The organism is Massilia sp. 01N417 (genome assembly GCF_056399645.1).
In genome coordinates, this window is the sequence record NZ_JBFTRS010000003.1 from 106,177 (window position 1) to 127,208 (window position 21,032).

Annotated in this window: 22 protein-coding genes; 14 read left to right on the plus strand and 8 right to left on the minus strand. The window is 65.3% G+C overall.

Annotated elements, in window-relative coordinates; all coding sequences use genetic code 11:
* The first annotated feature begins 76 nt into the window (after nucleotides 1-76).
* The 9 genes from AC1DOQ_RS04265 (at nucleotide 77) to AC1DOQ_RS04305 (ending at nucleotide 6,661) form a co-directional block, all read left to right on the plus strand.
* Nucleotides 77-637 (plus strand): GNAT family N-acetyltransferase, encoded by a 561-nt coding sequence (locus AC1DOQ_RS04265; RefSeq protein WP_477360598.1) that lies wholly within the window; start codon nucleotides 77-79, stop codon nucleotides 635-637.
* Between the two features lie 112 nt (nucleotides 638-749).
* Complete coding sequence (gene mepK / locus AC1DOQ_RS04270; RefSeq protein ID WP_477360600.1) at nucleotides 750-1,319, plus strand: peptidoglycan L,D-endopeptidase MepK; 570 nt, start codon at nucleotides 750-752, stop codon at nucleotides 1,317-1,319.
* A gap of 11 nt (nucleotides 1,320-1,330) precedes the next feature.
* A complete protein-coding gene (locus AC1DOQ_RS04275) occupies nucleotides 1,331-2,155 on the plus strand; it encodes a hypothetical protein (RefSeq protein WP_477360602.1) in 825 nt (274 codons plus the stop codon).
* A complete protein-coding gene (locus tag AC1DOQ_RS04280; RefSeq protein WP_477360604.1) occupies nucleotides 2,152-2,469 on the plus strand; it encodes a hypothetical protein in 318 nt (105 codons plus the stop codon). Before AC1DOQ_RS04275 ends, AC1DOQ_RS04280 begins: the two co-directional genes overlap by 4 nt.
* Nucleotides 2,470-2,540: 71 nt before the next feature.
* Nucleotides 2,541-3,890, plus strand: a complete 1,350-nt coding sequence (locus tag AC1DOQ_RS04285) for a M20/M25/M40 family metallo-hydrolase (RefSeq protein ID WP_477360606.1) — start codon at nucleotides 2,541-2,543, stop codon at nucleotides 3,888-3,890.
* 40 nt (nucleotides 3,891-3,930) lie between these two features.
* Complete coding sequence (locus tag AC1DOQ_RS04290; protein WP_477360608.1) at nucleotides 3,931-4,374, plus strand: thioesterase family protein; 444 nt, start codon at nucleotides 3,931-3,933, stop codon at nucleotides 4,372-4,374.
* Between the two features lie 66 nt (nucleotides 4,375-4,440).
* Nucleotides 4,441-5,061, plus strand: coding sequence for an RNA polymerase sigma factor (locus tag AC1DOQ_RS04295; RefSeq protein ID WP_477360610.1), 621 nt, complete (start codon nucleotides 4,441-4,443; stop codon nucleotides 5,059-5,061).
* Between the two features lie 14 nt (nucleotides 5,062-5,075).
* Nucleotides 5,076-5,564 (plus strand): hypothetical protein, encoded by a 489-nt coding sequence (locus AC1DOQ_RS04300; protein WP_477360612.1) that lies wholly within the window; start codon nucleotides 5,076-5,078, stop codon nucleotides 5,562-5,564.
* A 20-nt stretch (nucleotides 5,565-5,584) separates the two neighbouring features.
* A complete protein-coding gene (locus AC1DOQ_RS04305) occupies nucleotides 5,585-6,661 on the plus strand; it encodes a hypothetical protein (RefSeq protein ID WP_477360614.1) in 1,077 nt (358 codons plus the stop codon).
* A 61-nt stretch (nucleotides 6,662-6,722) separates the two neighbouring features.
* Here AC1DOQ_RS04305 and AC1DOQ_RS04310 read toward each other — a convergent pair whose 3' ends face one another.
* A complete protein-coding gene (locus AC1DOQ_RS04310) occupies nucleotides 6,723-9,113 on the minus strand; it encodes a catalase (RefSeq protein WP_477360616.1) in 2,391 nt (796 codons plus the stop codon).
* 127 nt (nucleotides 9,114-9,240) lie between these two features.
* Nucleotides 9,241-9,738, minus strand: a complete 498-nt coding sequence (locus tag AC1DOQ_RS04315) for a DUF3016 domain-containing protein (RefSeq protein WP_477360618.1) — start codon at nucleotides 9,736-9,738, stop codon at nucleotides 9,241-9,243.
* A 159-nt stretch (nucleotides 9,739-9,897) separates the two neighbouring features.
* Between AC1DOQ_RS04315 and AC1DOQ_RS04320 the strand changes: the two genes are divergently transcribed.
* The 3 genes from AC1DOQ_RS04320 to AC1DOQ_RS04330 all read left to right on the plus strand — a co-directional run bounded on the left by AC1DOQ_RS04320 (nucleotide 9,898) and on the right by AC1DOQ_RS04330 (nucleotide 14,582).
* Nucleotides 9,898-10,635, plus strand: a complete 738-nt coding sequence (locus tag AC1DOQ_RS04320) for a DNA-formamidopyrimidine glycosylase family protein (protein ID WP_477360620.1) — start codon at nucleotides 9,898-9,900, stop codon at nucleotides 10,633-10,635.
* Nucleotides 10,636-10,821: 186 nt separating this feature from the next.
* Nucleotides 10,822-12,327: an HD domain-containing phosphohydrolase gene (locus AC1DOQ_RS04325; RefSeq protein WP_477360622.1), complete on the plus strand. Its 1,506-nt coding sequence runs from the start codon at nucleotides 10,822-10,824 to the stop codon at nucleotides 12,325-12,327.
* Between the two features lie 50 nt (nucleotides 12,328-12,377).
* Nucleotides 12,378-14,582 carry a hybrid sensor histidine kinase/response regulator gene (locus AC1DOQ_RS04330; protein ID WP_477360624.1) on the plus strand — a complete coding sequence of 735 codons (2,205 nt, stop codon included), beginning with the start codon at nucleotides 12,378-12,380 and terminating at the stop codon, nucleotides 14,580-14,582.
* Nucleotides 14,583-14,592: 10 nt separating this feature from the next.
* Here the strand turns inward: AC1DOQ_RS04330 and AC1DOQ_RS04335 are convergent, their stop codons facing one another.
* Complete coding sequence (locus tag AC1DOQ_RS04335; RefSeq protein WP_477360626.1) at nucleotides 14,593-14,925, minus strand: hypothetical protein; 333 nt, start codon at nucleotides 14,923-14,925, stop codon at nucleotides 14,593-14,595.
* 183 nt (nucleotides 14,926-15,108) lie between these two features.
* On the opposite strand from AC1DOQ_RS04335, the gene AC1DOQ_RS04340 reads away from it, so the two are divergent.
* Complete coding sequence (locus tag AC1DOQ_RS04340) at nucleotides 15,109-15,432, plus strand: PPC domain-containing DNA-binding protein (protein WP_477360628.1); 324 nt, start codon at nucleotides 15,109-15,111, stop codon at nucleotides 15,430-15,432.
* Here the strand turns inward: AC1DOQ_RS04340 and AC1DOQ_RS04345 are convergent.
* The 4 genes from AC1DOQ_RS04345 to AC1DOQ_RS04360 form a co-directional block, all read right to left on the minus strand.
* Nucleotides 15,378-16,586 carry an EAL domain-containing protein gene (locus tag AC1DOQ_RS04345; RefSeq protein WP_477360630.1) on the minus strand — a complete coding sequence of 403 codons (1,209 nt, stop codon included), beginning with the start codon at nucleotides 16,584-16,586 and terminating at the stop codon, nucleotides 15,378-15,380. The genes AC1DOQ_RS04340 and AC1DOQ_RS04345 overlap by 55 nt on opposite strands.
* A 53-nt stretch (nucleotides 16,587-16,639) precedes the next feature.
* Nucleotides 16,640-18,601, minus strand: a complete 1,962-nt coding sequence (locus tag AC1DOQ_RS04350; protein ID WP_477360632.1) for a GAF domain-containing sensor histidine kinase — start codon at nucleotides 18,599-18,601, stop codon at nucleotides 16,640-16,642.
* A 91-nt stretch (nucleotides 18,602-18,692) separates the two neighbouring features.
* Nucleotides 18,693-19,187: a hypothetical protein gene (locus AC1DOQ_RS04355; RefSeq protein WP_477360634.1), complete on the minus strand. Its 495-nt coding sequence runs from the start codon at nucleotides 19,185-19,187 to the stop codon at nucleotides 18,693-18,695.
* A 127-nt stretch (nucleotides 19,188-19,314) separates the two neighbouring features.
* Nucleotides 19,315-19,524 carry a hypothetical protein gene (locus tag AC1DOQ_RS04360; protein WP_477360636.1) on the minus strand — a complete coding sequence of 70 codons (210 nt, stop codon included), beginning with the start codon at nucleotides 19,522-19,524 and terminating at the stop codon, nucleotides 19,315-19,317.
* A 242-nt stretch (nucleotides 19,525-19,766) separates the two neighbouring features.
* Here AC1DOQ_RS04360 and AC1DOQ_RS04365 point away from each other — a divergent pair, with 242 nt between their 5' ends.
* Nucleotides 19,767-20,135 carry a hypothetical protein gene (locus AC1DOQ_RS04365; RefSeq protein WP_477360638.1) on the plus strand — a complete coding sequence of 123 codons (369 nt, stop codon included), beginning with the start codon at nucleotides 19,767-19,769 and terminating at the stop codon, nucleotides 20,133-20,135.
* A 54-nt stretch (nucleotides 20,136-20,189) separates the two neighbouring features.
* Here the strand turns inward: AC1DOQ_RS04365 and queC are convergent, their stop codons facing one another.
* The gene (gene queC, locus AC1DOQ_RS04370; protein ID WP_477360640.1) at nucleotides 20,190-20,903 is read right to left on the minus strand and encodes a 7-cyano-7-deazaguanine synthase QueC; all 714 of its coding nucleotides are present in this window, start codon (nucleotides 20,901-20,903) and stop codon (nucleotides 20,190-20,192) included.
* Between the last annotated feature and the right edge of the window lie 129 nt (nucleotides 20,904-21,032).

Consider the following 21,032-nt stretch of genomic DNA (forward strand, 5'->3'; position numbering starts at 1 on the left):
ATCCGCAAGGCCGCCGCTGCTTGCCGTGGATTCAAACTGCTGAGTACACTGAGCGTTTCGAGGAGAGAGGCGGCCGATGCAACTCACTGACACGCTGTTACGAAGCAACCGCCTGGTCCTGTCCCCTCCACGTCCCGGCGACGCCGGCGGGATGCTGGACTACCAGCAGCGCAATCGCCTCGGCTTCCAGCCCTGGACACCGAAGCGGGACCCGCACTTCTACACGCTCGAGGGAACACAGGCACGTATCGCTTCCATGCAAGCAACTATGCGTGACCAGCAAGCCCTGCATTTATTGCTGCGCCTGCCCGACAGCGGAAGCATCGTCGGCGAGTGTGCCTTCACGAACATCGTGCGCGGGCCATTCCAGGCCTGCCACCTGGGCTTCTCGCTATGCCGCACGTTCCAGGGAAAAGGTTTCATGGAGGAAGGGCTGCGCTGCGCGATCGGCTTCGTGTTCGAGGAGATGGGACTGCACCGCGTGATGGCGAACTATCGTCCCGAAAACGAACGCAGCCAGCGGCTCCTGACGCGGCTCGGCTTCGAGCACGAAGGCCGGGCCCGCGCTTATCTGCACATCGATGGGCAATGGCGGGACCACATCCTGAGCTCCCTGATCAATGAGGCTTACGTATGAGAAATCTTCCCGCCTTGTAGTTCTGGACTGACAGCCCGTGGGGAAATACGCCTCCTGCATGCATTGCGCATGAGGCGTATCATGTCTCCTTGCGAACTCGTAAGGAAAGCTCATGAACCAACGACGCTCATTCCTCAAAAGCTCCGCCATGCTGGCCTCTGTCCTCGGGGCGCCGGCGGTGATCCGGTCCGCGAAGGCGGCCAATATTCCATCCACGAACGCGGCCGCCGTGGCGCCGAACGAACGGGTCTTGCGCCTGTACAACACCCACACCGGCGAAAGCCTGCGCAGCATTTTCTGGGCCGAAGGCCAGTTCATCCCGGACGCCTTGCAGGACATTAATAAACTGCTGCGCGACCACCGCAACAACAAGATCTCGGCCATCGATCCGAAGCTGCTGGTTTTGCTCGACCGCATCAGCGCCCAGTACAGCAGCCACCCGACCATCCACGTGATTTCGGGCTACCGCTCGCCGGAAACGAACGAGAAATTGCACGAGAACACGACCGGCGTGGCAAAGCACAGCCTGCACATGGAAGGCAAGGCCATCGACGTGCGCATTCCCGGCCAGGACCTGGCCAAGCTGCACAAGATCATCATGGCGGAGAAGGCGGGCGGGGTCGGCTATTACCCGGACTCGCAATTCGTCCACATGGACGTCGGCCGCGTTCGCTACTGGTAAGGGTGCCCGCGATGCGCCCCAGCGGTTTTCCGATCGCGCTTGCCCTCGCTGCCCTGCCGGCCCTGGCGCCGGCGCAGCAGGCAAATCCGGAGGTGCCGGAGGGCAAGCCGCAAACCGTCACCGTGACCTCGACCCGCGATCCGGTCGACAAGTCCTACCGCAAAATGATCCGCAGCATGGAGCGCTTCGAGCGCGAGCATGCGCTGGCACCCCAGGCCAGCTTGCGCTTCCGCCTGCTGCCGCGTACGCCGAAGGTGAACATGCGGGACATCACCCTGCGCGCCCTCGGCGACCACATCGCGGTGCCGATCCCGGTGGCGGAGGACAATACCTTCGTGCTGCCGCGCAACGAGCAGGCCCTGCGCGAAGACGCCGCCGTGGTCGCCAACCGCAAGACCACCAGCATGACCTGGCGCGCCCAGGTGATCACGCCGGGCTTGCCGCCCGGCACGCGGCGCCTGGGCGACCTGCGCCTGGAATGCCTGGTCGGCATGGAGGCGGGGCTGGTATCGAACAGCTCGCCGCTGTTCGGCTGGATTTCGAATGCCCTCACCACGCCGGAACAGGTCTGCAACAGCCCGGACGGCAACTTCCTGTTCTTCACGGAGCGCCCCGTGTTCTCGGTCACCCTGCACGCCGGCGAGCGCAGCGAGATCCTGCCCTTCCGCATGCTCTACGCCGGCGGCGACCAGAGCCCCGGCATGCTGGAATACTGCGACTGCCAGGTCTTGCTCGACCGCACCTATTACGCACCGATCTGGGACCGCAGCTGGCCGGACGACACCCTGGTCAGCTTCGAGTACATGATTGACCCGCCGGCGGAGGTCCAGCCATGAAGCCGCTCATCGCCTTGCTGGCCTCGGCGCTGCTGCTCGGCGGCTGCGCCACCAGCCCGAACGAGCCCGGCAAGATCGTCGCCGAAGACCGTTTTTCGCAAGTCGTCGTCCCCGGCCGCACCACGCGCGCCGAACTGCTGGCCGCCTTCGGCCCGACCAGGAACGTGGTGTTCGACAGCGGCTATGAAGCCTGGCTCTACGAAGCGAATGCCGGCGCCGGCCGCCACACCGAACTGGTGCTGCTGCTGGACCCCGCCGGGGTCGTTCAAAAGATGCGCCGCCGCCCGCCTTATCCCACCGATCCGCAACGCTGAACCCGCGTCCATACAGCCAGCCGGCACCGAATCGGTGTACAGTTGAGCATCATTACTTTTGGAAAGATGCGATGCGCAGGACGGTGAAGGCAATGCTGGGGCTGGCGGCAGGCGTGGCGATGCAGGTGGCGGTGGCTCAGCAAACTCCGCAGCAAACGCCGCAGCAACTGAGCCCGGTGGAACAGCAGATCGTGGCCGAGATCCGCGCCCACGCGCCGCAAGCCCTGGAACTGCTCCGGCAAAGCGTCCTCATCAACAGCGGCACGATGAACCAGGCGGGCGTACGTGCCGTCGGCAAGCTGTTCCGCGACCAGTTCGACGAACTCGGCTTCAAGACGCGCTGGATCGAGCTGCCGCCCGGGATGCAGCGCGCCGGCCACCTGCTGGCCGAGCGCCAGGGCAAGCAAGGCAAGCGCCTGCTGCTGCTGGGCCACCTCGACACCGTCTTCGAACCCGGCAACACCACCCCGGCCTGGGAGCCGCAGCCCGGCCCCGACGGCACGGTCCTCAGCATCAAGGGCCAGGGCGTGTCCGACATGAAGGGCGGCGACGTCGTCATCGTCGAAGCCCTGCGTGCCCTGCAGCGCGTGGGCGCGCTCGACGGCACCCGCATCGCCGTCATGCTGACCGGCGACGAGGAAGAAGCCGGCAATCCGAAGAGCATCTCGCGCGGCGACATGGTCGACATCGCCAAGCGCAGCGACGTCGCCCTCAGCTTCGAAGGCAGCATCACCGGCAAGGACGGCATGGCGGCCGCCACCGTCGGGCGGCGCTCGACCGCCTTCTTCGAACTCGAGGTCAAGGGGCGGCAGGCGCACTCGATGGGCGTGTTCGGCCCGGGCGGCTATGGCGCCGTGTACGAGGCGGCGCGCATCCTCGACGCCTTCCGCCAGCAGGTGGTGGAACCCGGCCTCACCTTCAACCCGGGCGTGATCCTGGGCGGCACCGAGGTGGCCTTCGACGACGAGCATTCGCGCGGCACCGCCTTCGGCAAGACCAATGTGATCGCGAATACCGTCACCGTGAAGGGCGACCTGCGCTACCTGGACTATCCCCAGCGCGACCGCGCCCAGGCGCGCATGCGCGAGATCGTGGCCCGCAGCCTGCCGGGCGCCAGCGCGGCGATCAACTTCCGCGACTCCTACCCGCCGATGGCGGTCACGCCCGGCAACCTGAAGGTGCTGGAACAGTATTCGCGGGCCAGCCAGGACGCCGGCCTGGGCCCGATCGGCATGGTGCCGCCGGAATCGCGCGGCGCCGGCGACATCCAGTTCGCCGCGCCCTACGTCGACAGCCTCGACGGCCTCGGCGCCAGCGGCGGCGGCGCCCATTCGCCCAACGAAAGCCTGGAAGTGGCCTCGATCGAGCGCAGTGCGATCCGCGCCGCGCTCTTGATCTACCGCCTGACCCGCCAGGACTGAGACCAGCTACGCTATCCGCTCCGGATAGGAATCACGAACCATGGCACGCTTACAACTCGACTTCCCCGAAGACCAGTATTACTACACGACCTTGCTGACGGTGCGCGTCACCGACATCAATGCCGCCAACCACCTCGGCAACGACTCGATGATCTCGATGATCTCCGAGGCGCGCGCCCGCTTCCTGTTCGAATTCGGCGTCCCCGAAACCGAGCGCGACGGTACCGGCATCATCGTCACCGACCTCGCCACCACCTACCGCGCCGAAGCGCATGCGCGCGACCAGCTGCTGTTCGAAGTCGGCGTCATGGATTTCAACAAATACGGCGGCGACATCATCTTCCGTATTACCCGCCCGCGCGACAAGAAGCTGGTGGCGATGGCCAAGCAGGGCTTCGTCTTCTTCAACTACAAGACCAGCCAGGTCGTGGCGATGGCGGACGATTTCCGATCCAAATTTGACCGCGTAAACTGGATCGATTAAAAAAATCCAAAAATACCTGGAACTTTTTTAGTTCCGTGGCGGAATATGGGTAAAGAACCGCTACCCATGAACACGACCTCCGCCACTTCCGACACCGACCTGCTGCGCGCCATGCGCAGCGCTTCGGCCAATGCAGCAGACGCCTTCGCGGCCCTGTACCGGCGCCACCAGGGTCCGCTGTACCGCTTCGCCCTGCTGCGTTGCGGCTCGCCCGGCACCGCCGCCGACGTGGTGCAGGAAGCCTTCATGGGCCTGCTGACCGAACGCTTCCGCTTCGATCCGCTGCGCGGCCAGCTGCAGGCCTTCCTGTTCGGCGTGGCGCGCAAGCTGATCCTGAAGGGCGAGGAAGGCGGCCGCCGCCACGTCGCCCTGCCCGGCGCGGAGGCCCGGGACGATGGTCCCGAAGAGGATCCCGAGCCCGACCTGCCGCTGGACGAAGGCGGACCGCTGGCGCGGCTGCTGGACAACGAGGCCGCCGAGCAGGTGCGGCGCGCCCTGGCCCACCTGGCGCCCCACTACCGCGACGTCGTCATCCTGTACGAAATGCACGAACTCTCCTATGCCGAGATCGCCGACATCTGCCAGGTCGACATCGGCACCGTGCGCTCGCGCCTGTCGCGCGGCCGCGCAGCCCTGGCAAAACGCCTGGCCGGCTGGCGCAATGCGCCCGACCTGGCCCAAGCTTGAGAAGGACAGCCCACATGGACACCCGAGAACCGATCGCCCCCCTGATCGACGCCCTGCGCGCCGAGATGGCAAAGCAGGACGCCCCACGCGGCGTGGAAAAAGAGCTGATGCAGGCCTTCGCCCGCCAGTTTCCGCAAACGCCCTGGTACCGCCGGCTGGCGCTGCGCCGCTGGGCGCTGGCCGGCGGCCTGTCGACCGCGGTGACGGCCGTGACCGTCTTCAGCCTGCTGCTGCACAACCCGCGCCTGGCCGTGGATCCGGACGCCCGCAGCCGTCCGCTGATATCGCGCGACGGCGGCGGCCTGTTCATCGCGCTGGAGTCGCCCGAGCGCATCGAGCAGGAGCCGGCGCCGCGCATGGTCGAAACCGAAGTATCCCGCAGCAGCCTGGCGCCGCTGGGGGTTCCGCTTACCCCGGAAAACGCCGGGGATACCGTTCGCGCCGAGATGCTGCTCGGCGCGGACGGCCAGCCGCTGGCGCTGCGCCTGACTTCCGTTAATTGACTATTCAAACCGAGGATGCCATGAAGACCAAACAACTCGTTCTTGCAGTACTCCTGGCCAGCCTGGCCATTCCCGCCCTGGCCGAAGAGGCTCCCGCCGGCGACCCGCGCGCCGGGGCAGTCAAGGTCCAGGCGGATCGCTTCTTCGTGGGGCGCGACGGCACGTTCAGCACCTCCGGACCGGCCACCTTCACCATCACCCGCGACACTGCGATCCGCCCGGTCAAGGACGCCCCCTACAGCGCGCAGATGGTCACGGAGCGCCAGCAGAACCTGGCCGACGGCAACCAGATCGCCGACCGCCACACCACCATGGCCTACCGCGACAGCGCCGGCCGCACCCGCCAGGAAGTGGTCGACGCCAGGGGCGAGCTGAAGGTGATCACCATCCACGATCCGGTCGCCGGCGCCACCTGGATCCTGAAGCCCCAGGACCGCACCGCGACCAGGATCGCCCGTGCCGGCGATGCCGCGCGCAAGGCCGCCGAGGCCGGACGGAAAGCGGGAGAGGAAGCCCGCGCCCGGGTCGAGCAGATGCGCAGGGACGGCACCCTGCCGAGCGTCGAACGCCGCAAGCTGGACGACGGCAGCGAAGAGATCATCGTCAAGCGCGTGGCCCGCGTGAACCCCGAGCTGCGCCAGAACATCCAGCAGGACGTGCACATCCAGGTATCGAAGGCGCTGGAGGAAAACAGCGAGGCCCTGCGCGCCGCCCAGGTGCGCCTGGCGCCGCTGACGGCCGGCGTGTTCGGCGACATGAAATGGGCCTCGAAGGCCAGCACCAAAGACCTCGGCACCCGCGAGTTCAACGGCATCAAGGCCGAGGGCAAGCTGCGCAGCTACGAGATCCCGGCCGGCGAGATCGGCAACCGCAACCCGATCGTGGTCTCGGACGAGACCTGGTACGCGCCGGACCTGCAGGTGACCGTCTACACCAGGCACAGCGATCCGCGCAGCGGCGACACCGTATTCCGCCTCGATAATCTGAAACGCGGGGAACCGGCGCCCGCCCTGTTCACCGTGCCCTCCGACTACACGGTCAAGGATCCGCTGGCCAAGCTGGCCGCCAGGGCGGAGAAAGCCGAAAAGGCGCAGTAAGCACGAAAAAACGCCGGCATCGGCCGGCGTCCACGTTTGTCACAGGGATGCGAAAGCGCTGTTACACCATCGGCGGATCGGTTTCGCGCGCGAAAGCGCGATGGCCGGCCAGCGCGGCCTGGAAGTCGGCCAGTACGCCATCCACCAGCAGGGCCGGATCGTTCGAACCGTCCGGCAGCGTCGTCGGTACCATCGCCTTGGCCAGCAGGTCGGCGCCGCTGCCCATCACCAGGATCGGCTTGCAGTGACGGTACTGCTCGCGCACGAAGTCGATGGCATGGGCATTTCGCGCCAGGGCGTCGGCGGCGCCATCCGGCACGATCATGCCGTCGTACATCACCGATGGGCCGGCCTCCAGCGAGATCTCGACATCCAGAGCGGTACCGCCTGCCGACTTGACCTTGCCCAGCATACCGCCCACCAGGCGCGGCACCGCGCCGGCTTTCAAAAGGCCGGTGTACAGGTTGTTGACCTGGGCCTCGTCAACGCCCGGCGCCACCAGGATCGCAACGCGGCGCGTACGGATGCCTGTCTCTCCGGGACGACTCATCAGGGACAGCGCCGGCGACGGCGGATAATCCGGCACCTCGCCATCGAAAGCGCGCGGCTGCGGCGCCGGCACCTCCATGCCCAGGCCTTCGGCGACCTTGGCGACAAGGTCTTTGTCGACATTGCCCAGCAGGGCAAGGATGCGCTGGCGCACGGCCGGGGTTTGTACCCGCGTCAACTCGAAACGGAAAGCGTTCGCGATATGGGCTTGTTCTGCCGGGGTCTGGCTCTGGTAGAACAGGCGCGCCTGGCCATAGTGCTCGGCAAACAGCGCCGGATTTCCGCGTACCTTGTCCTCGGTGGTGAAGCGCTCCGGAAAACTGGTAAAGCCCATCTTTCCGGCCTGGAAGGGGCAACCACCGCCCAGCGAATTCGGCTCGTAATTCACGCGGCCGCGATGGATCGCCTGGCGATGCATGCCGTCGCGCTGGTTGTTCTGGATCTGCACGATCGGGGAGTTGATCGGGATCTCGTGGAAATTCGGTCCGCCGAGACGCGAAATCTGGGTATCCAGATAAGAGTGATTGCGGCCCTGCAGCAGAGGATCGTTACTGAAGTCGATGCCGGGTACGATGTGCGCGGTGCAGAACGCCACCTGCTCGGTCTCGGCGAAGAAATTGTCCGGGTTCCGGTTCAGGACCATGCGGCCGACCGGCATCAGCGGTACCAGCTCTTCCGGCACCAGCTTGGTCGGATCGAGGATATCGAAGGGGAAGGAAGCGGCCTGCTCCTCCGTGAAGACCTGCAGCGCCAGTTCCCATTCCGGGAAGTTGCCTGACTCGATGGCTTCCCACAGGTCGCGGCGATGGAAATCCGGATCGGCGCCGGAAATCTTGACAGCTTCGTCCCAGACCAGCGAGTGTGTGCCCTGCAGTGGATTCCAGTGGAACTTCACGAAGCGCGACTCGCCATTCGCATTCACCAGGCGGAAGGTGTGCACGCCAAAACCCTGCATGGTACGGTAACTGCGAGGAATCGCGCGATCGGACATGGCCCACATGAGCATGTGCGCGATCTCCGGGGATAGCCCGGCAAAGTCCCAGAAGGTGTCATGCGCGGTCGCTGCCTGCGGCATGCCGTGGTGCGGCTCCGGTTTGGCGGCATGCACCAGGTCGGGAAACTTCATCGCATCCTGGATGAAGAACACAGGGATGTTGTTGCCGACCAGGTCCCAGTTGCCCTCGTCGGTGTAGAACTTGACCGCAAATCCGCGCACGTCGCGCGCGACATCGGTCGAACCGCGCTCGCCGGCCACGGTCGAAAACCGCACGAACACCGGTGTACGCTTGCCCTTGGCGGCGAAAGGCGCCGCGCGGGTCAGCGCGCTGAAGTCGTCATAGGCTTCGAAAAATCCGTGCGCGGCCGAGCCGCGTGCGTGCACGACACGCTCGGGAATGCGCTCGTGGTCGAAGTGGGTGATCTTTTCACGCAGGATGAAATCTTCCATCGCGGTCGGACCGCGAAGGCCAATCTTCAGCGAGTGCTGGTTGTCCGCCACCAGTACGCCCTGGTTGGTGGTCAGGTGGCGGTCGCCCGGATCGACGCGCACACGGTCCAGTGGCGCCACGGTGGGATTGGCGCCGATCGCAGGCTTGCCGTCACCGACCTTGTCGGAACTGGCGATCTCGCTGCTGGTACTGCCGGTAGCTGCCGGCGTAGCGGGCTTGTGGTGGTCGCCCTCGGCCGGCGTGCGGGCCGCGTCGCCGTATTCGCCAGGCTTGTTCGGATTGAACGGCATGTCGGCGGCCAGCTGCTTCTCCGCGGCAGCCTTCTCGAACAGGCGCTTTTCGACCGGATTGCCGGACTTGGCAGGGCTGGGCGGCGCCGCGTCGGAGGGACCGGACACGGTACTTAATACGGAACCGGCGCCATCGGCGCCGGAGGTCTTCTTGGATGCGGTCATCGTGTCCTCTTCTTGAACCCTCGTTGAAAGAACACTTAACTTAGTCCACGAGGCCACGACCCTACGGTTAGCTGACTAACATATGGACGACAACCCTGAAAATAGCCGATGGTCCAGGCAGTCCGCATCAGCGCCGGCTGCGCGGCAGCGGTCCGATGGTCTTCTGGAACCAGTCGTCGATCATCTGCTTCTCGTAGCGCAGCGGTTCGGTGTCGAAGTAACGGACGCTGTGATCCAGGTAGTTCATGTCGGTCAGGCGCGCCTCGCCGCTCTTGATCACCTGGCCGTTCTGCTCCAGCGAATAGCGCAGTTCGATGCGCGGCCAGTCCGCGCGGCCGGTCATGACGCGCAGGTCGCGGCCGGCGCGCACGCTCGGGATCAGGCGGCCCGCGAGGTCGATGTCCGTCACCTCGATGCGCAGGTCCTGGCCCTGCGGCAGGCTGTTGCCCAGCTTGACGAAGTGCTCGGTCAGCTGCTTGAGCGTATCCTCGCGATCCCAGGGCACGAAGGGCACGTCGCTGAATTTGTCCGGTTGTATGTAAGTGACCGTGGTGGCGGCGCCGGCGCTGCCGGCGACCAGCGCGAAGAGGCCCGCGAGGGCCAATTTGCTGATGCGCGAGTCCATTTTATTTTCCTTTCGTCTAAGTCATCTTCCACTATCAATATACGCCGCATTCGGCGCCCCTGTCCGTCTACTTATGTTATTCATTTGTAATGAAATGTTAGTCCCCGCACAGCGGCCACGGACGCTTCCTCCGGAAAATGACGGCAAAGGGAGGACGCCGTGCCGGAAGGACCATCGCTCTACATTCTGAAGGAGCAGACTGCCCGCTTCGTGGGCCAGACCATCGTGCGCGCCGAAGGCAATACCTGGGCCATCGATACCGCGCGCCTGCTGAACCAGCCGGTCCTGGCGCTGCGCACCTGGGGCAAGCAGTTCTTCATCCAGATGCCCACCATGGCCGTGCGCATCCACTTCCTGCTGTTCGGCACCTACCGCATCGACGAGCGGCGCGAAAAGGAACCGCGGCTGTCGCTGGGTTTCGCCGACGGCAGCGAAATCAACTTCTACGCCTGCTCGGTGAAGGAAGTCGACTGCGAACTCGACGCCCTCTACGACTGGGAAGCGGACGTGATGTCCGATGCCTGGAACCCGAAGAAGGCGCGCAAGAAGCTGCGGGCAGCCCCTGACATGCTGGCCTGCGACGCCCTGCTCGACCAGGAGATCTTTTCCGGGGTCGGCAACATCATCAAGAACGAGGTGCTGTTTCGCATCCGCCTGCACCCGCTGTCCACGGTCGGCGCGCTGCCGCCCGCCAAGCTGCGCGCCCTGGTCGAGCAGGCGCGCCAGTACAGCTTCGACTTCCTGGCCTGGAAAAAGGAATTCACGCTCAAGAAGCACTGGCTGGCGCACAACCAGAAAACCTGCCCGCGCTGCCACATCCCCTTCCACAAGGCCAATCTCGGCCGCTCGAACCGGCGCAGCTTCTGGTGCGAACGCTGCCAGAAGCGCTATCAATGAGCCGCACAAAGGTTTATCAATTGCAAACACCATTAAAAAACGTTGCGGCTTTGTGACTTTTTGGTTCAGTTACGAACTGTTTCTTGTTGTTAATGGGTACTGCTCATACTACAATCGATTCGAGTAATACTGCTGTAATGCAAGGTTCGTTCTTTTTCAGACGCAATCACGATACTGGACATCGTCATGTCATTCCTGTCTTCCGCTGCGCCCAAACTTGCCCCGTGGAAAGTATTACTCGTCGATGACGAGCCGGACATTCACGACATCACCAAGCTCACCCTGTCGCGCTTCCGCCTGGACGGCCGCGGCCTGAGCTTCGTGCATGCCTATAGCGGCGAGGAAGCCAAGCAAGTGCTGGCGCGCGAAAAAGACATCGCGCTGGTGTTCCTGGACGTGGTGATGGAGCGCGAAGACAGCGGCCTGGAAGTGGCGCGCTGGATGCGCCAGGACCTGGACAACCAGTTCACCCGCATCGTGCTGCGCACCGGCCAGCCCGGCCAGGCGCCGGAAGAGCGCGTGATCGTCGATTACGACATCAACGATTACAAGGAAAAGACCGAGCTCGATCGCACCAAGCTGTTCACCACCACCTTCGCCGCCCTGCGCGCCTACCGCGACATCATGAAGGTCGAGGATGCGCGCCGCGTGCAGCTGACCTACCGCGAAGGCCTGGAGCGCGTGATCGCCGCCTCGGCCCATATTTTCCAGCAGCGTAACCTGAAGGACTTCGCCAGCGGCCTGCTGCAGCAGGTCGTGGCCCTGCTGCGCCTCGAGCAGAGCATGCTGCTGCGGGTGGCCGGCGCCAGCGTCATCACCGGCGAGAGCCGCTACGAGATCCTGGCCCGCATCGGCGAGATGGGAGAAAGCGACATCGGCCCCGAACTGGTGGCCCAGCTCGACGAAGCGCGCCACAACCGCATCTCCAAGCTGCACGGCGACACCTACGTCGGCTACTTCCCGAACAGCAGCGGCAAGGCTTCGCTGCTGGTGCTGAAAGGCGTCGACGAGATTTCCGAGATCGACGTCCAGCTGCTCGACGTGTTCTGCTCGGGCGTGGCGATCGCCTTCGACAACATCCTGCTGAACCAGGAGATCACCGATACCCAGGCCGAACTGATCCTGCGCCTCGGCGACGTGGTCGAGTCGCGCTCGAACGAGGCCGGCAACCACGTGCGCCGCATGGCCCAGGTCTGCCACCTGCTGGCCGAGGAATCCGGCATGTCCGAGGACGAGACCGCGGTGCTGATGCACGCGGCGCCGATGCACGACATCGGCAAGATCGCCACCCCGGACGCGGTGCTGCTGAAACCCGGCCGCCTCACGCCCGAGGAATGGGAAATCATGAAGCAGCACCCGACCGTCGGCCTGCAGATCCTCGACGGCTCCCAACGCCCGATCCTGAAGGCGGCCGCCGTGATCGCCCACCAGCACCACGAAAAGTGGGATGGCAGCGGCTACCCGCAAGGCCTGAAGGGCGACCAGATCCATCCGTATGCGCGCATCGTGGCGGTGGCCGACGTGTTCGACGCCCTCACCCACGAGCGCTGCTACAAGGAGGCCTGGCCGATCGAGCAGGTGCGCGACTACCTGCGCGAAGTGGCGGGCCACCATCTGGATCCGCACTACGTCGATATCCTCGTCAAGAACCTCGACAAGGCGGACGACATCAACCGCCGTTGGCCAGACTGAAGTAGACTACGCGCGCCGGAGCATTCTTGCCCGGAACACAATTTGCTCCGATGCGCATCCGAACCCGACTGCTGATCCTTATCCTCGCGATCCTGGTGCCGACCTTCAGCGCCGCGACGCTGGCGGTCGGCTACGTCTATCTCGAGGAGCGGCGCGCCCAGGAAAACAGCGTCAAGGAAGCGGTGCGCGCCTTCGCCCTGCTGGTCGACAACGAACTGGAAATCAAGGAAGGCATCCTGCGCGCCCTCGCCAGCTCGCCCTCGCTGGCGCGCGGCGACCTCGAGGAGTTCTACCGGCACGCCAAGGTCCTGGCGCCGACGCCGGACACCTCCATCATCCTGACCGAGCCCGACGGACACCAGCTGCTGAATACCCGGGTGCCGCTGGGCAGCCCGCTGCCGGCCCGGCGTGCGTCGAACATCGCCGAGCTGATGGAAACGCGCGGCGCCGATCGCACCCTGGTATCCGACCTGTTCAAATCGCCGCTGGGCGGCCAGCATGACTTCGTGGTGCAGGTGCCGGTGCGGATCGACGGCCGCATCCGCCACTTCCTCAGCATGGGCGTGACCGCCGCCAGCCTGCAGCAGCTGATGGCGGAGCAGCGTCTCCCGGCCGAATGGGTGGCTTCCATCATCGATCGCCAGGGGAAGATCGTGGCGCGCTCGCGCGACGCCGACCAGTACCGCGGACGCTCGGTGAGCAGCGCCGCCTTGCGCCAGTTCGCCAGCGGCAGCGAAGGCGTGTTCAAGGGCCGCAACATGGCCGGCACCCCGGCCCGGGGCTTCTACAGCACGGTGCCGGACGCGGGCTGGCGGGTACTGGTCAGCATCCCGCAAAGCGAGTTGCAGCGCGTGCCCGTGCATGCGGCGGCTTACCTGGCGGCGATCATGGCCGCGCTGCTGGTGCTGGCGGTGGTGCTGACGCGCCGTTTCGGCCGGCGCGCCATCGGCCCCATCGAATACCTGGGCCGCAGCGCCGAAGACCTGGGCGAGGGCCGCGAAGTGGCCTACGCGCCGCAGGAGATCGTCGAGATCGACGTGGTGGCGCGCCGCATGGCCGAGGCCAGCGACCGGATCCGCCGCGCCCAGGCCGAGCTGGAGCAGCGCGTGGCCGAAGCCGTCACCGCGAGCGAACAGGCGCAGGCGGCCATGATGCGCAGCCAGAAGATGGAAACCCTGGGCCGCCTGACCGGCGGCATCACGCACGAATTCAACAACCTGCTGCAGACCCTGACCACGGCGCTGCAGCTGGCAGCGCTGACCTCGAACCAGCCCAAGGTGCAGAGCCTGATCGACACCTGCAAGCGCACCATCAGCCGCGCCACCGCCCTCACCGGCCAGCTCGGCTCCTTCGGCCGGCTGCAGGACGCCAAGCTGTCGACGGTCCCCCCCGGCGAACAGCTGCGCAATTCCCTGCAGCTGATCCGCAACGTGCTGCGCCAGGGGATCGAGCTCGAACTCACCTGCGAGGACGATCTCTGGCCGGTGACGGTCGACCCGCTGCAGTTCGATCTCGCCCTGCTCAACCTGGGAATCAATGCGCGCGACGCCATGCCCGAGGGCGGCCGCCTCGCCATCAGCGCGCGCAATTGCGTGCTCGAGCCGACCGTCGAGCGCGGCGGCGGCGACTACGTGCTGGTCACCGTCACCGATACCGGCACCGGCATGGCGCCGGAGGTGCTGGCGCGCGCCCTCGACCCCTTCTTCACCACCAAGGAGCCGGGCAAAGGCAGCGGCCTCGGACTGGCCCAGGCTTATGCCTTCGCCACCCAGTCGCAGGGTTCGCTGGTGCTGTCCAGCACGCCCGGCCAGGGCACCCGGGTCGAACTCTACCTGCCGCGCTCGACCCTGCCGCTGTCGCCCCTGCCCGGCCGCAGCGCCCAGCTGGAAGAAATGCACGCCAGCGGCAGGATCCTGTTCGTCGAGGACGATGCGCTGGTGCGCGAAGCCGTGACGCGCGGCCTGGAGGAAGCAGGCTTCGAAGTGCTGGTGGCGCCCGACGGCGAGCGCGCGCTGGCGATGATCGAGGCCGGACTGGACGTCGACGTCGCCTTCTCCGACATCGTCATGCCCGGCAAGATCAGCGGCATCGACCTGGCCGGCATCCTGCGCGAACGCCGGCCCGGCCTGCCGGTGGTGCTGGCGACCGGCTACACCGACCAGCGCGCCACCGTGCCTGGGGTACAGGTGCTGGCCAAGCCCTACGAGATCGGCCAGCTGGTGGAACTGCTCGACAAGCTGTCGAAACAGGCCTGAGCGGTCTCCTTCAGAGGATCAGGCGCACGCGTTCGGCGCCGACGGCCACCATGCAGGTGGTCGCATGCAGCTTGCGTCCGCCGGTGGTCGAGCAGTCCGCGCTCACGCGCTTGCCCTGGAAGCTACCGGCAAACTCGCCGTCGCCGCGCAGCAGCGAGACATGCTCGTCGATGACCTTGTTCTCGTTGACGAAGATCTTGACGCCGGTGCTGTCGACCAGCTCGCCGCGAATCTGGAGTGTGCCGTCCGCGCTGACATAGCGACTTTCGGTAGCAGGCGTAAACACGGCGCAGCCGGACAAGATCATGCCCAGGCAGGCCATCAGTGTGAATTTTTGTGACATTTTTCCGCAGTTTTGAACGTTTTTTATTGTTTGCCTCGATGGGCAACGCATACTATACGGAATTGCTTAACGGAAAACTATCATATTGTCACAGCGACTGTTGTTATTCGGGTAATGTTAAAAGCCGAATGGCAACATGTATAAAATTGATGCAAGGCAACTGTTAGTTACGACCGCCAGAATGTGACATCCTGTGGACATGACTCCCTCCCCTTGCGCGTTCCCGCCCGGGCCGACCTGCGCGAAACCCTGGCCGGCGACTTCGAAATCCTGGGCCTGGGCGGCTCGCTGTCGCCGGACGGGCCGCACCTCCACATCGCCGTGGCGGATGCGGCCGGCAAGGTGACGGGCGGGCATATGGGGCCGGGCTGTCTGGTGCGCACCACGGCCGAGGTATTGGTGATGCTGCTGCCCGGCCACCGCTTCAGCCGGGAGACCGGCCCGGCGACCGGCTACAAGGAATTGTTCGTCGGGCCCGCCGAGTCCTCGATCGCGACATCGCGGTAGAGTTCCTGCAGGCCGGTATCTTCCAGGTCCTCGAGCAGGCGGATCAAGGTCGTCGATACCGCTTTCATCGAGCTCAGCAAGTCGGCCAGTTCGTTCAGCGTCGCGCCGCGGCGCACCTTCTCGATGATGTCGTCGCCGATGCGGTGCAGCTCGCGGTGCGGGGCATCGATCGCGTGGTAGATGGGTGTGGCGGCGATATGGCGGCCTTCGCCGAAATACCAGCGCCCCAGCGCGCAGTGGGTTGCGCTCATCTCCGGAAAACCGTCCGCCTTGCGGGTCGGACAATTGCGCGGCAAGGTGGCGCGCTGGACCGCATAGCTGACGAGCTGGCGCCGCCACTGTACGTGGTCGAGGATGGCCAGATGCACCTGCCCGACCGGAAAGCTGCGCGAACCGTCCGCCGTCGCGCGCAGCCGGCGAAATGCGTCCACCGGCAGCGGCCGGCTGAGCAGGTAACCCTGCATCAGCTTGCAGCCGGATTCGACCAGGAAATCGCGCTGGGCCTGGGTCTCCACGCCCTCGGCCACGACCTCCATGCCGAGCTCGTGGCCGAGCCGGATCGAGGAGCGCACGATCGTCGCATCCTTGGCCGAGCCCAGCATGCGGGCGATCAGGCCCTGGTCCAGCTTGATGGTGGTGAACGGCAGCTTGCTCAGGGTGTCGATGCTCGAATAGCCGATGCCGAAATCGTCCATCGCCAGGGTGATGCCGGCATCGACGATGCGCTGGACGCGCCCGAACAGGTGGTCGCAGGCCTGCAGCGCCTGGGTTTCGGTCATCTCGAGTTCCAGGCTGGCCGGCAGCAGCAGGTGGTCACGGATGGCGCCGAGCAGGATGTCGCTCAGCGCATCGTCTTCGAAGTCCTCGACGCTGACGTTGAAGGAAATGCGGATGTCCGCCCCGAGCGTCTCGCCCATGTCGTGCATGAGCTGGGTCAGGAGCTGCGCGGTCAGGGTCTTCAGCAGCGCCGTGCCCTGCATGACGGGGATGAAGCCGGCCGGCCCGACCACGCTGCCGTCCGCCCGGTGCCAGCGCACCAGCGCTTCGGCGCCCACGATACGGTTCGTGATCAGCGACGCCTTCGGCTGGTAGTACAGGACGAATTCCCTGTCGCGCAATCCCTCGACGATCTCGGCCTCGGTATGGGTTGGCATGGCGGCGCTCCGCAAATGGCGATACGACTTTATGCGCCTGCCCGCGCCGCGCGTCAAGCCGAGAGCGCCAGCTCCACCTTCCTGGCCGTGCGCGGGAAGCGCAGGTAATACTGCAGGCCCTTGCCGGGGCTGCTTTCCACCCGCAGCGTCCCGCCCAGCGAACCGGTCACCAGGTTGTAGAGGATGTGGGCGCCCAGGCCGCTGCCGCCGCTGCCGCGCTTGGTCGTGAAGAAGGGATCGAACATCTTGGTCAGCGTATCGGCGTCCATGCCGGCGCCGTCGTCGCCGTAGTCGAAGGCGATCATGTCGTCCTCTTCCATGCGCGCGCGGATCCTGATGTTGCCGGGCTGGTCGCGCTCGAAGCCGTGCACCAGCGAATTCACCACCATATTCGTGACGATCTGCGACACCGCGCCCGGGAAGCTGTCGACTTCCAGCTCGGGCGGGCAATCGACCTCCACCTTGACCGGCCGCCCTTTCAGCTTGGGCTGCAGCGAGAGCAGGATCTCGCCCACGTACTTGCACAGGTTGAACTTGCGGATATTGTCCGAGGACTGGTCCACCGCCACCTGCTTGAAGCTGCGCACCAGGCTTGCCGCGCGCTGGGTATTCGTGGTCATGATCCGCAGCGACTGGTCGACCACGTCGAAGAAGGCGTTCAGGCTGTCTTCCGTCATCTCGCCGGCCGCCAGCTCTTCCTTGGTGAGCTTGAGTTCCTGCACCAGGTGGCTGGTGGCGGTCACGCAGATGCCCAGCGGGGTATTGATCTCATGGGCGACGCCGGCCACCATCTGGCCCAGCGAGGCGAGCTTTTCCTGGCGCACCAGTTCGGTCTGCGCTTCCTGCAGCTGGGTCAGCGCCTGGTTCAGGGCCGCGTTCTGGCTTTCCAGGCTTTCCTTGGCCTTGCGGATCGCACGGTCGGCCTGCATGCGGGCGATTGCCACCGCCACGTGGCTGGCGATGAAGGCCAGCAGGTCGAGCTCGGTCTTGGTATACAGGACGGTCGGGTCGTAGCTCTGCACCACCATCACGCCATAGGCCTTGTCGTGCACCAGCATCGGCGCACCGATCCAGCTGGCGATCTGGATATTGCCGAGCGGCTGATGGACCTTGCCGGAAGCGACCAGGCGCGCGAAGCTGCCGGCGTCATGCAGCTGGGCCTGCCTGGTCTTGAGCACGTACGAGCACATGCCGATGCCGAAGGGGAAGCGCTTGCTGGGGGCGTCGTGGTCCTTCTCGTCGACGAAATACGGGATGCTGATCTCGCCGCTATCCGGATGGGTCAGCGCGATCAGGAAATTCTTCGCCACCATCAGTTCGCCGATGATGCGGTGCAGGCTGGCGGCCAGTTCGTCGGTGTCCAGCGCCGAGGCCGACAGGTCGGCGATCTGGTACAGCGCGTGCTGCACCTGCTCGGCGCGGCGGCGCTCGGCCACTTCGCGCGCCAGCGCCGCGGTGCGTTCCTGCACGGCGCGCTCGAGGCGGTCCATGCTCTGCAGGCCCTGCAGGGCGTTCGAGACGTGGTTGGCGATCAGGGCGAACAGCGCCTGGTCTTCCTCGCTGTAGGTGTGTTGGGGGAGGTAGCTCTGGATCACGATGGCGCCCAGCACCTCGTGCTGCTGGTCGAGCAGCGGGCAACCCATCCAGTGCTCGGCGACGCTGCCGGTGCCCCAGGTATTGCCGTTTTCCCGCGCACGCTCCTCGTCGGCGGTCATCGACAGCGCCTGCTTGTTGAGCATCACCCAGGCGGTCGGCGACTGCTCGGGCGAAGCCAGGCGCACGCGCTCGTCCGGGTTCGGGCCTTCATCGACGGTGTCGACGAAATACACGAAACGCACGGTACCGTCTTCGCGCTCGGCCAGGGCCACATAGAAGTTTTCCGCATACATGATGCGGCCCAGCGCGCGGTGCACGGCGCCGATGAATTCGGTGATGTCGGTGCAGCTGGCAGACAGATGCCCGATTTCGAGCAGCATGGCCTGCACCGCTTCCAGGCGCGCGAGACGGTTTTCCATCGATCCCCCTAAAACACGAAATAGTGCGTCTGGGAAATATTATCAGCTCGCGCGCCCGCCAGGAGAAAAGTGTGGCTTATTTGCGGCGATTTCAGCGCGGTGCGCGGAAATCGTTCTCGATCCAGGCCAGCGCGGAGGCCGGCGACAGCTTGAAGCCGGGATCGACCCGTACCTGGGCCACCTGCTCGCCCATCTCGTCGATGGCGGCCAGCAAGGCATAGGGATTGTCCTCGTCGGGGACGATGTCGAGCGTGACCTTCAGCTCGCCGTCCGCGCTGGACACCACGGTGCTCTTGTGCAGCCGGGCGTGCAGCTGCTGCTCGTGGCGGCGCAGCACTTCATACGCGGTCTTGACCAGCGTGTTGAAGGCGTTCACGTCGAGCGGCTTGGGGTTCTTCTTGTCGCGGCCCATGGTCCAGGGACCGACCAGGGCCGGTTCCGCTTCGCCGTCCTTGTACATCGCGACGGCCCAGCCTTCGTCATCCTCGTTCTTGATGACTCTTGCTGTCCATCCATTGTCCTGCCACAGACGTGCTTCCTGTACCGGCGCGTCTTCGTCGTGGTGATCCGGTGCTTGGTCGTTCATGTCGTTCCTATCCTGCTGCGGGCAAGCGCCCAAAGGTCAGATCATAGGAAATTCCGGCAGCCAGGGCAAGGGACAGCACCGAAACGGACACGATGCGCGGGCGGCATGCGCGCACCGGATGCGCCGGCTACATGCGCAGGTCGGGCCTGCGTGGCGGAAGGATCGGCGGCCCCGGTGGGGTACTGCGCGGATCGATCGCCGGATTCGGGATCTGCTTGTTGAATGGCGTGATGATGATGGGCGGAATGGCCGGTGGCGCCGACGGCGGATTCTTGTGGCCACCCCTGTCGAGCCGGGCAAGTGGTAACCAGGTCGGATGGTCCTCGATGTAATGCATAGGATTCCCTCCTGCGACAGAGCAGGCTGTCAGTATAGACCTCATGCTTGACATTGCAAGGCTTGATTCCCGCCAATTTTTCCTACCGTTCGTCGGCCGCCGGAGCACGCCTGCCCCCCGAAAATCGCAGCCTGTCGCATGCCGATGGAGGCGCCCGAACGATACAGATACATTGGAACCATGCCGACACGGACATAGCGTTTCAAAGCCCACATTCAAAACCGAACTACGCGAGGACCATCATGAAAAAGACCGCCGCTTTCGTCATCCTGTTTCTGTTTGCCCTGCTCCTGTGGAATGTGTTCGTCTCCAGCGGCGACATGGTCTTCAACGTCGACGGCGACGAGATCGACGGTCCGCTGGGCGCCCTGCTGGCGATGCTGTTCGCGGGCGGCGGCACGCTGCTGGCCGGCCTGGTCATGCTGGTGGTGGCCGCGGTGCTCGCGGTGGTGTTCGCCGGCGTCGGCGTCATCCTGATCGGCGGCCTCGGCATCGGCGCCCTGGTGCTGGCGCTGGCGGTCTCGCCGCTGCTGCTGCCCCTGCTGCTGCCGCTGGCCCTGGTCTGGTACCTGGTCAAGCGTTCCAACAAGAGCCGCCCGGTTCCGGTGTAATGCATTAGTGCGTAGGGTGGGCTCTCCGAGCCCACGCACGTTCGCGATCACGCCTCAGGCACTGCGGCGTTCCGCTGCGTACTGCGCATAACCGCGCGCCCGCAGCTCGCAGGCCGGGCACTTGCCGCAGCCGTGGCCCCAGTCGTGCGCGGCGCCGCGCTCTCCCAGGTAGCAGGTGTGGGTGTCGAAGCGGATCAGGTCGACCAGCGCTTCGCCGCCGCACTGCTCGGCCAGTTCCCAGGTCTGCTTCTTGTCGATCCACATCAGCGGGGTCTCGACTTTCAGGCGCGTGGCCATGCCCAGGTTGAGGGCCACCTGCAGCGCCTTCATGGTGTCGTCGCGGCAGTCCGGGTAGCCGGAAAAATCGGTCTCGCACATGCCGCCCACCAGCACCGTCAGGCCGCGGCGGTAGGCGACCGTCGCCGCCACCGTCATGAACAGCAGGTTGCGGCCCGGCACGAAGGTGTTCGGCAGACCATTTTCCTGCATCTGGATCGCGACATTGCTGGTCAGCGCCGTATCCGAAATCTTCGAGATCAGCGACAGGTCGATCATGTGGTCCTCGCCCAGGCGGCGGTCCCACTCCGGCGACAGGGCGCGCATCCTGGACAGCACCGTCGGCCGCACGGCCAGTTCGATCGCGTGGCGCTGGCCGTAATCGAAACCGATGGTCTCGACCCGTTCATAGCGTTGCAGGGCCCAGGCCAGGCAGGTGGTGGAATCTTGTCCGCCGCTGAACAGGACGAGCGCGGTGTCGGCTTGATGCATATTGATGTTCCTGAAGTAAAGCGTCCGCCGCCGGTTTTGACAATCCGTTAAGATGTGGCCGGCAGACTGGAGAATGGAGAGACATGGTAACCGCACGACCCGACACGATGAAGACACTTGCGCCGGCGC

Excerpts from the sequence above, each read along its gene's own strand:
- AC1DOQ_RS04265 (WP_477360598.1), top strand. The coding sequence starts at position 77 with ATGCAACTCACTGACACGCTGTTACGAAGCAACCGCCTGGTCCTGTCC.
- AC1DOQ_RS04350 (WP_477360632.1), bottom strand. The coding sequence starts at position 18,601 with ATGGAAAACCGTCTCGCGCGCCTGGAAGCGGTGCAGGCCATGCTGCTC.
- AC1DOQ_RS04330 (WP_477360624.1), top strand. The coding sequence starts at position 12,378 with ATGCGCATCCGAACCCGACTGCTGATCCTTATCCTCGCGATCCTGGTG.
- AC1DOQ_RS04285 (WP_477360606.1), top strand. The coding sequence starts at position 2,541 with ATGCGCAGGACGGTGAAGGCAATGCTGGGGCTGGCGGCAGGCGTGGCG.
- mepK (WP_477360600.1), top strand. The coding sequence starts at position 750 with ATGAACCAACGACGCTCATTCCTCAAAAGCTCCGCCATGCTGGCCTCT.
- AC1DOQ_RS04310 (WP_477360616.1), bottom strand. The coding sequence starts at position 9,113 with ATGACCGCATCCAAGAAGACCTCCGGCGCCGATGGCGCCGGTTCCGTA.
- AC1DOQ_RS04280 (WP_477360604.1), top strand. The coding sequence starts at position 2,152 with ATGAAGCCGCTCATCGCCTTGCTGGCCTCGGCGCTGCTGCTCGGCGGC.
- AC1DOQ_RS04325 (WP_477360622.1), top strand. The coding sequence starts at position 10,822 with ATGTCATTCCTGTCTTCCGCTGCGCCCAAACTTGCCCCGTGGAAAGTA.
- AC1DOQ_RS04305 (WP_477360614.1), top strand. The coding sequence starts at position 5,585 with ATGAAGACCAAACAACTCGTTCTTGCAGTACTCCTGGCCAGCCTGGCC.
- AC1DOQ_RS04355 (WP_477360634.1), bottom strand. The coding sequence starts at position 19,187 with ATGAACGACCAAGCACCGGATCACCACGACGAAGACGCGCCGGTACAG.
- queC (WP_477360640.1), bottom strand. The coding sequence starts at position 20,903 with ATGCATCAAGCCGACACCGCGCTCGTCCTGTTCAGCGGCGGACAAGAT.
- AC1DOQ_RS04345 (WP_477360630.1), bottom strand. The coding sequence starts at position 16,586 with ATGCCAACCCATACCGAGGCCGAGATCGTCGAGGGATTGCGCGACAGG.
- AC1DOQ_RS04360 (WP_477360636.1), bottom strand. The coding sequence starts at position 19,524 with ATGCATTACATCGAGGACCATCCGACCTGGTTACCACTTGCCCGGCTC.
- AC1DOQ_RS04335 (WP_477360626.1), bottom strand. The coding sequence starts at position 14,925 with ATGTCACAAAAATTCACACTGATGGCCTGCCTGGGCATGATCTTGTCC.
- AC1DOQ_RS04290 (WP_477360608.1), top strand. The coding sequence starts at position 3,931 with ATGGCACGCTTACAACTCGACTTCCCCGAAGACCAGTATTACTACACG.
- AC1DOQ_RS04315 (WP_477360618.1), bottom strand. The coding sequence starts at position 9,738 with ATGGACTCGCGCATCAGCAAATTGGCCCTCGCGGGCCTCTTCGCGCTG.
- AC1DOQ_RS04275 (WP_477360602.1), top strand. The coding sequence starts at position 1,331 with ATGCGCCCCAGCGGTTTTCCGATCGCGCTTGCCCTCGCTGCCCTGCCG.
- AC1DOQ_RS04300 (WP_477360612.1), top strand. The coding sequence starts at position 5,076 with ATGGACACCCGAGAACCGATCGCCCCCCTGATCGACGCCCTGCGCGCC.
- AC1DOQ_RS04365 (WP_477360638.1), top strand. The coding sequence starts at position 19,767 with ATGAAAAAGACCGCCGCTTTCGTCATCCTGTTTCTGTTTGCCCTGCTC.
- AC1DOQ_RS04295 (WP_477360610.1), top strand. The coding sequence starts at position 4,441 with ATGAACACGACCTCCGCCACTTCCGACACCGACCTGCTGCGCGCCATG.